The sequence below is a fragment of the Geitlerinema sp. CS-897 genome, assembly GCF_028368005.1.
GTDB lineage: Bacteria > Cyanobacteriota > Cyanobacteriia > Cyanobacteriales > Geitlerinemataceae > Baaleninema > Baaleninema simplex.
In genome coordinates this window covers 1-7,769 of record NZ_JAQNCQ010000199.1, presented here as the reverse complement: position 1 = coordinate 7,769, position 7,769 = coordinate 1, and the positions used below count along the sequence as shown (strand labels likewise).

At 50.4% G+C, this 7,769-nt stretch carries 9 protein-coding genes; 2 read left to right on the top strand and 7 right to left on the bottom strand.

Going from position 1 to position 7,769, the window contains the following annotated elements; genetic code table 11:
- Positions 1–384 precede the first annotated feature (384 nt).
- Both POG22_RS12650 and POG22_RS12645 read right to left on the bottom strand, forming a co-directional pair.
- Complete coding sequence (locus POG22_RS12650; RefSeq protein WP_063714687.1) at positions 385–843, bottom strand: DUF3598 family protein; 459 nt, start codon at positions 841–843, stop codon at positions 385–387.
- A complete protein-coding gene (locus tag POG22_RS12645) occupies positions 840–2,366 on the bottom strand; it encodes a DEAD/DEAH box helicase (RefSeq protein WP_498905628.1) in 1,527 nt (508 codons plus the stop codon). Before POG22_RS12645 ends, POG22_RS12650 begins: the two co-directional genes overlap by 4 nt.
- Positions 2,367–2,482: 116 nt before the next feature.
- Between POG22_RS12645 and POG22_RS12640 the strand changes: the two genes are divergently transcribed.
- Both POG22_RS12640 and POG22_RS12635 read left to right on the top strand, forming a co-directional pair.
- Complete coding sequence (locus POG22_RS12640) at positions 2,483–4,054, top strand: CPBP family intramembrane glutamic endopeptidase (RefSeq protein WP_063714689.1); 1,572 nt, start codon at positions 2,483–2,485, stop codon at positions 4,052–4,054.
- Positions 4,055–4,075: 21 nt separating this feature from the next.
- A complete protein-coding gene (locus tag POG22_RS12635; RefSeq protein WP_017661437.1) occupies positions 4,076–4,654 on the top strand; it encodes a 3'-5' exonuclease family protein in 579 nt (192 codons plus the stop codon).
- A 345-nt stretch (positions 4,655–4,999) separates the two neighbouring features.
- Here POG22_RS12635 and psb34 (POG22_RS12630) read toward each other — a convergent pair whose 3' ends face one another.
- The 5 genes from psb34 (POG22_RS12630) to POG22_RS12610 all read right to left on the bottom strand — a co-directional run.
- Positions 5,000–5,167: a photosystem II assembly protein Psb34 gene (gene psb34, locus POG22_RS12630; RefSeq protein WP_017661436.1), complete on the bottom strand. Its 168-nt coding sequence runs from the start codon at positions 5,165–5,167 to the stop codon at positions 5,000–5,002.
- Between the two features lie 58 nt (positions 5,168–5,225).
- A complete protein-coding gene (gene psb34 / locus POG22_RS12625) occupies positions 5,226–5,393 on the bottom strand; it encodes a photosystem II assembly protein Psb34 (protein WP_150128156.1) in 168 nt (55 codons plus the stop codon).
- 47 nt (positions 5,394–5,440) lie between these two features.
- Entirely contained in the window at positions 5,441–5,668 is a 228-nt protein-coding gene (locus POG22_RS12620; RefSeq protein WP_063714690.1) for a photosystem II protein, Psb35-related, read from the bottom strand.
- A 204-nt stretch (positions 5,669–5,872) separates the two neighbouring features.
- Complete coding sequence (locus tag POG22_RS12615; RefSeq protein ID WP_498905625.1) at positions 5,873–6,796, bottom strand: class I SAM-dependent methyltransferase; 924 nt, start codon at positions 6,794–6,796, stop codon at positions 5,873–5,875.
- A gap of 132 nt (positions 6,797–6,928) precedes the next feature.
- Positions 6,929–7,769, bottom strand: an 841-nt coding sequence (locus POG22_RS12610) for an IS200/IS605 family accessory protein TnpB-related protein (protein WP_498905623.1), incomplete at its 5' end; no start/stop codon positions are given.

Here is a 7,769-nt window from a genome sequence, read left to right as displayed (position 1 = left end):
CTACTATTTTTGTCAAGTCAGTTGGCTCTTGAATGTTATTTTCAAGTCAAGGGGTCAGTTGGCTGAGTCGAAATACCTAATTCCTTTCCGATTCACTTTATACTACTTATACACTACATTTGAAGTGCGGAATGTGGGATACAAGCTTCCGTACTCGATTGAGCTGCTGTTGGGTTCCACTCCGTTTCACCCAACCTACCCAGAGCTTCGTGTTTTTACAAAAGTGAGATGCACCTTTTGTCTCGCCTCGCGCGATGTTTTTTTAATAGGGTGGGCAATGCCCACCCTATTAAACTTTTTTTAGTAATTTGTATCACCTCGCGCGATGTTTTTTTGACAAATTTTTTTAACAAAAACAAGATGGGCATTGCCCACCCTACTAAACTAACGCTTGGTTTCTACGATCGTCATGATGCCCTGCAACTCTCCCTCGGAAGTAAAACTTTGAGTCGTGCGGACGCGATATCCTTCACTGACCAAATGAATTAATTCGATCGCTCGCAGTGCATTCGTTTCTTTTTCCCAAATCTTAAATAAGATTAAGCGATCGTCCAACTCTTTTGCTAACGTTTTATAATTAGAAAAAGGTGGAGTTTTGCTACTAACTTCTAACTCCCCATGTCCGATCGCGCGACCGACAAATTCCTGAACTTCCGTCGAGCCGTCGGCGTAAGTTTGATGGTTGGTTTGTCGCCACTCGTTATCGACGATACGCTGTTCCAACACGGCAGTAAATTGTTGGAGTTTGTTGCCCTCCCCGTCACAAATCGTCCAGGTTCCTTCCCAAATACCGACGTGTTTGGGAAACAGGTTAAAATCTTGCAATTGCAGTGTTTCGGTCATTCTTCCTCTGAATTAGAAGAGTCTGAATTCCATTGTCCCTTAGATTCGGCAGCGCGTTGCGTTTTGCGCGATCGCCGACCGTATAACGGAATCGGTTCGTTGGGATCGGAGACCAACTCTAACTGACGCGGCTGTTTCGGCGACGGTTGGGGTTTTGGCTTTCCGCGACGGCGTTTTGAAGTACGTTCCTCGGTGGTATTTTCCGACACGACTTCGTACAAAATGGCCTGTTTGTCCTTCGATTTTCCCTTTCGCAACACTCGTCCGAGACGTTGGATGTATTCCCGCGTCGAACCGCTTCCCGAGAGCAAAATTGCGATTCTGGCTTCGGGAACGTCTACCCCTTCGTTGAGGACGTGGGAAGCCGCGAGAGTTCGATATTCACCGCTGCGAAATCGCGACAAAACCTCGTGACGTTCTTTGACGGGAGTTTGGTGGGTGATGGCGGGAATGAGAAAGTCTTGGGAAATCCGATAAACCGTGGCGTTGTCGTTGGTAAAAATGAGGATCGGTTCTGGGTAATGTTCGGCGAGGAGATCGGCGAGAACGCGCAGTTTGGCCTCGGTTCCCAAGGCGATCGCTTTGGCGGTGTGATGCGCTTTCATGGCGCGTCGTCCTTGGGGAGATGTCGCACTGGCTTTGACGAAATTTTGCCAACCTTTCAAACTGCTTAAATTGACTTTCGCCTGTTGCAAAAACGCGTTGCGAACGGCGATCGCGTCATCGTACTCTCGGCGTTCGGCCTCCGATAGTTTGACTTTAATTTGTTCGATGCGATGTTCGGCGAGGGTATGTCCGGCTAAATCTTCCGGACGGCGGCGGTAGACTTCCTCGCCGATGAGATCTCTCAAATCGTCGTGTTTTCCGTCGGAACGTTCCGGCGTCGCCGTCAACCCCAGGCGATACGGCGCGATCGAATATTCGGCGATGACGCGATAGAACTCCGTGGGGAGGTGGTGACATTCATCGAAAATGACAAATCCATAGCGATCGCCGATGTGTTCGGCGTGAATCGCCGCACTATCGTAAGTCGAAACCAGAATCGGAGTGCGATCGTGAGATCCTCCACCCAGCAAACCGATTTCCGTTTCGGGAAACGCCGCCATCAAATGCGCGTACCACTGGTGCATCAAATCCAGTGTGGGAACCACAATTAAGGTACTGCGTGGCGTTTGTTCGATGCACAACTGCGCCAAATAGGTTTTTCCGGCGGCGGTGGGAAGCACCACGACACCGCAACGTCCCGCCTGTTTCCAGGCTTCTAACGCCTCTTCTTGGTGGGGATACGGCGTCATTTCTAACCGCGACACCAAATCCAGAGGAACGAACCCTTTGGCCTCGTCTTCAAACACCGTTCCCGCCTCGCGCAAGGTTTCTACGAGGGGACGGTAGGCGATGGCGGGAATGCGAAATTTTTCCACGCGATCGTCCCAGGTGGCGAAGTCGATCCAAGTTTTACCCCGTGGCGGTGGGTGTAACAACAAGGTGCCGCGATCGAACCAAAGTTTAGGGGTACGAGCCATAGAATCTCGAGATTGCGTGGGAGTCGTGCGTGTTTCGTCTATCGAAAAGCATATCGAAAGATGTGCGGGGGAAGAGATGATGCGATGATGGAACGAGTATTTTACGAACCGTTTCTATGAGTTTCAAGCAACTGGTTTTGGCGATACTGACGGCGATTACCGCTGTCGTGGTGGGGTTGGCGTTGCTGGGAAGTTGGCAGCAACCGCAAATTCAAAGTCGTCTGGACTTAGCGCAAACCAATCTCGCGTTGCAAGCGGCGGAGTGGACGCCTCCAGAGGAATGGGAGATGGAGGAGTTACCGGGAGGACTGATTGGCGAGGACGTTTACAAAACGGCGATCGAACAATACCGCGAGTCTCTCGAAACCGTTCGCGAGAGTTTGAGCGAAACAGAAACGAAGTTGCAACTTTCGCAACTCGAAGATCTATCGCCGAGCAATCTGTCTCGGGTTCAGCAGTTACAGTCGGCGATCGACAAACAACAAGCGTTGCGAGATCGGTTAGAGGTTCGTCTCGGTATTTTACTGGCCAGTCGCGATCGCGTCAGCGATGCGTTAGAACTGTGGTCGAACCCGATCGATCGCCATGCAACCTCGAGTCCCGACGTTCCGTCCGAATCCCTTTCTGACAACGCGACGACCGCCTTCGTATTAGCTGGGTTGTGGCGTCAACCGCCGCAAGTGGTTCCCAACGCCGAAGCACAGTTACAAACTCAATTAAGTGGGTGGTTTCGCTATCGCGCCTTAGAACAGTTCTATCAGGTGCAAAACCAGCCGAACGACTTGGCGATTTTAAACCAGACCGAACAACAAGCGGCACGTCGAACGCTTGTCAAACTGGTCGTGTTGACGGCGATTTCGGGGGTTGGTTTGCTGTTAGGGACGGGACTGTTACTGTTCCTCGTCGGACAGCGAATTGTGAAAGGAGACGAATCGCTTTTAGCTAAAAACAAAGACGTTTGCTGGACGGTAGAATGGGAGTGGGATACTATCGCTCAGGTTGTCGTCATCGGATTTTTTATTGTCTTTTTTGTCAGTCAAGTTTTCGCTGGAAGTATTCTGTTTCCTCTGGTGTACGGTCTGTTCGGAATCGATCCATCAAATTTAGGCAGTCGTTGGCAAGCGGTTTCGATTTTAGGGGGATATTTTCTTTCTGCGATCGCCGCTTTGTCTGTGTTGTACTTGTCCTTGAAACCTTATTTTCCCTTGAAACCCGATTGGTTCCGCTTCAGCGTTCCGAAAGGTATCGGATGGGGATTTGCGGGGTATTTAGCGGCGGTTCCCTTGGTGTTGGGGGTTTCGTTAGTCAACCAAGAAATTTGGGATGGAAAAGGGGGAAGCAACCCAATTTTGGAAATTGCTTTAAAAAGCGGAGATTGGATCGCGATCGCCTGTTTTTTTATTACGGCTTCGATTTTTGCTCCCGTGTTTGAAGAGTTTATCTTTCGCGGATTTTTATTGCCGTCTCTGACGAAATACGTTCCGGTTTGGGGAGCGATCGTTATCAGTAGTTTAGTGTTCGCACTGGCACATTTAAGCGTTTCAGAAGTGTTACCGTTAGCTACCCTCGGCATCGTCTTAGGGGTAATTTACGCTCGCTCTCGAAACCTGTTGGCAGCGATGTTAATGCATGGGTTGTGGAATAGCGGAACCTTGCTCAGTTTGGTGATTCTCGGTAGCGGTTCTTAGTCGATGTTGTAATCAAAAGCAATGCCAAAACCTGAAATTTACGTGAGTACTGACATCGAAGCCGACGGTCCGATTCCCGGCATCTCTTCGATGTTAAGTGTCGCGTCGGCAGCGTATACCGCAGACAAGGAACTCGTGGATACATTTTCGGTGAATTTAGAAACCCTTCCCGATGCGGTTCCCGACGCGAAAACGATGGCGTGGTGGGAGAAAAATCCCGAAGCGTGGAACGCCTGTCGGAAAAATTGCCAACCGCCAGAGGTGGCGATTCCCAACTATCGAGATTGGTTGAAACAGTTACCGGGAAAACCGGTTTTTGTGGGATATCCCGCCGCCTACGATTTTATGTTCGTCTATTGGTATTTAATTCGCTTCGCCGGAGAAAGTCCTTTTTCGCATTCGGCGTTGGATATTAAAACCTATGCGATGGCGATGTTGAAGGGAGAGTATCGAGCCTCTGTGAAGGGAAAAATGCCGAAATCCTGGTTCGATCGCCTACCTCATACTCATGTTGCCTTGGACGACGCGATCGAGCAAGGGGCGTTATTTTGCAATATGCTGAAACTCAACCGTCAAGAGCGATCGCAGACGACTGGTTAAGATTCGGAGTCAAGAACCCCGGTATCTCGAAGATACTGGGGTTCTTGAAGAGACTTCTCTCATTTTTGTGAATTTACAAGACCTCTCCATTTAGTGTAATTTCGGTCGAACTGCGTAAGTCCTAAGAGTTCAAAAAGTCAGAAGATGTTTGGTTTCTATTCCCAAAGGTTGAAGAATCAAAATCAGCTTCTAATTTCCCAATTTTCCCGTTCCCAAATTTTCCCGTTCCCCGTTCCCCGTTCCCTATTCCCTATTCCTAAAAAACCACCAAGAAAAAACCCCGCTGCTGAGACGGGGTGGAGAGAGAGACTTCAATGGAACGAAATTTTGTAGGACTTAATCTTGTTAGCTGACGCCGAACGCTACTAAAATCAGTGTGGAAACGAACAGGGTGGCGATCGCAGCTTGGAAAGCGTACTGGCGTTGTTGCCACAATCCTGGGTATTCGGCGTAATAAACTTGGGGTTCGCTGGCGTAGTTGTTGAGCAGACCTTCGTTACTGACCGTTTTCATCGTTTTTTCTCCTTGAATACGTTCTGTGTCGGTTGGTGATTGCTGTTTGAAAACCGGACTAGCTGACGCCGAACGCTACTAAAATCAGTGTGGAAACGAACAGGGTGGCGATCGCAGCTTGGAAAGCGTATTGGCGTTGTTGCCACAGTCCTGGGTATTCAGCGTAATAAACTTGGGGTTCGCTGGCGTAGTTGTTGAGCAGACCTTCGTTACTGACCGTTTGCATCGTTTTTTCTCCTAAACTCGAATGTTGTCAACTCGAAACGATCGGACTTAGCGGTTGAGGGTGCGCGTGGCGAATTCGTCCATCGCATACACCGGAACCCGGACGGCGTAGTCGGTTTGACGACCCACAAAGGCTTCGGCCAGTCGGTCGAACGCGGCGTTGTTCCAGTTGCGTTCGTGGATGGGTTTGCTTTGCTCGCCTCGGAAATACGCTTGAGTTCCGAGAATCGCCGCCGCAGTCCAACCGATGACGATGAGGGTAATGACGAGAGCCATGTGTGAGTCCTCCGAAAACTTTCCTGTTTCGCTTATGTAAATAAATGTAACAGAGTTTTAAAAAATGTAACAGTGACGTTGCACACTCGGAGGTCGCGATCGCGATCGCACCCGGACGCGATCGCCCTACAATCCTTTACTCTCAGGACATTTCAGGGCGATCGTCGCTCGAAAATCTCGGAACTCCGCGTTGTGGTTCCGTGCTTAAAGCGATGGTTTTCTAGCGATAACCGTTTTATGACGGGGGCTGTTGATGTCCGTCGTCGGCGTCTCAAAGCCAATTTGAGTGAGTTCGCAGTCGATATCTAACGCGAAATACTCGTCGAGATAGGGTTCGGTACTCTTCAACAGCGCCATCACGTAGGGGGGAAACTGTGCGAACACTTCCGATTTCGGGTTCATTTCCATAACGGCGATATGACCCCCGGAACGCAACAACCGATAGGCTTCGCGGAAAATATCGCGACTGGCGGAAATCGGGAGTTCGTGACAAATCAGGAACAGCGTCACCAAATCGAAGGACGAATCGGGTAATCCAGTATCTTCTCCTGCGGCGTGAACCCAGTTGACGTTAACGTTGCGTTCTTGGCTGTGGCTTTCGGCCACGGCCAGGAAGTAGGGGGACAAGTCCACGCCAGTTAAGTTGGCGTCGGGATAGAGATCGTGAAAGAGAAAGGTACTCATCCCGACGCTACAACCGATATCGACAATGTCTCCCGGCGGCGTGGAAAGGCGATCGCGCAAGATATTGCAAAAGTTCTGACGCAGTTTCGCATCGCCGTTGACGCCTTCTTCGGGCCAAATCTTGGCGTGAACGGATTTCGCCGCCACTTCGACTTCTGTGGCGGCTTCCCAACTCATGTTTCCCGTTTCGTAGGCGTGAAACGAAGTGAGGTAGTAGTCGGGATAGATGAGATGGGGATTTTCCAAACGTTGGCGTAGGGTTTCGAGGTCGCGGCTTCGTAGTTCGGCGGCTTCGCGACGCCAGGGAACGCCGAGTTTTTCGGCCCGTTCCACCATCATCTGACGGGCTTGACGTTTTGCCCATTTCGCCAGGGGGCGAATCGACAATACGCCGTTAATTAGGCGGGAAGTCAAAGTAGGTTCGGGATTTAACGTCTCGGTCATCGCAATTTCGTATGACTGTTTGTTTATCTACGAATTTTCTCCCGAAACAGCTACATCGATGAAGCTCACCCCACCTGCTAGGGCGCGAGGTGGGGGTGTCGGTGCTAACCTGGAACTGTGCTAGTCCACAGGTCACACAGACAAGCCCAGCTTCACCGGCGTTCGTCCAGAACGTTTGCTGGAGCGTTCCTTACGGTCATTTCTGCGCGTAAGCTTAAGGATGCCTCGGGCAGCAATGTTCAGCGCCCCATTGAGGTCTGCGTTGTACCGCTTGCCCGAAGAAAATTTGGCCCGAGCATAGTTTTTGGAGTCCCGCCGCACCACTCCACTCCCGTCATAAGCCAGCTTTGAGGTATAAGCGGCAACGACATCAACAACCTTACCGCCAATCTCTTGCCACTTCATCTCGGTAAAATCTCGAATCATCCCTTTGAGCCATCCATGAAAGCGTTGGCGTAGGTTAGACCGTTTTCGTCCACCCTTGGCTTTCCACCCTTTCAGGTTCTCAAAGACAATGGCATCCGCATTGAATTGCACGGCCATCCGCACAATGCGTTTCGAGACAATATGTCCGATTTGACGGTTGATGTTACGGCATTTGCGATAGGTATGGGAGCAGAAGCCTTTCTGGAGACTTCCACCTTTTCCCATCGTCTTACTGGCTCGTTTCGATACCGATTTCAGTCGCTTATCTCGACAGTCTATGTCTCTTCCAGGGTGAACGAACTCCCGATGGATTACAGTGCCGTCAAAATCCACAACTGCAACGGTGGCAGTGGTATTGATACCTAGGTCAACAGCCACTACGCAGCCATCTCCTTGGCGTTTGGGCGGATGGCACTCAAATGGAACTGAGAGGTGACAGACATTCTTCTCCTCATTAAAAATGAGGGAGGGTGACAGTAGTTTGTTGCTGTCTACCGTATGCCGTTCTCGTAGACCTGTAATCCCAACGGTTGTCCAGACCCAATCT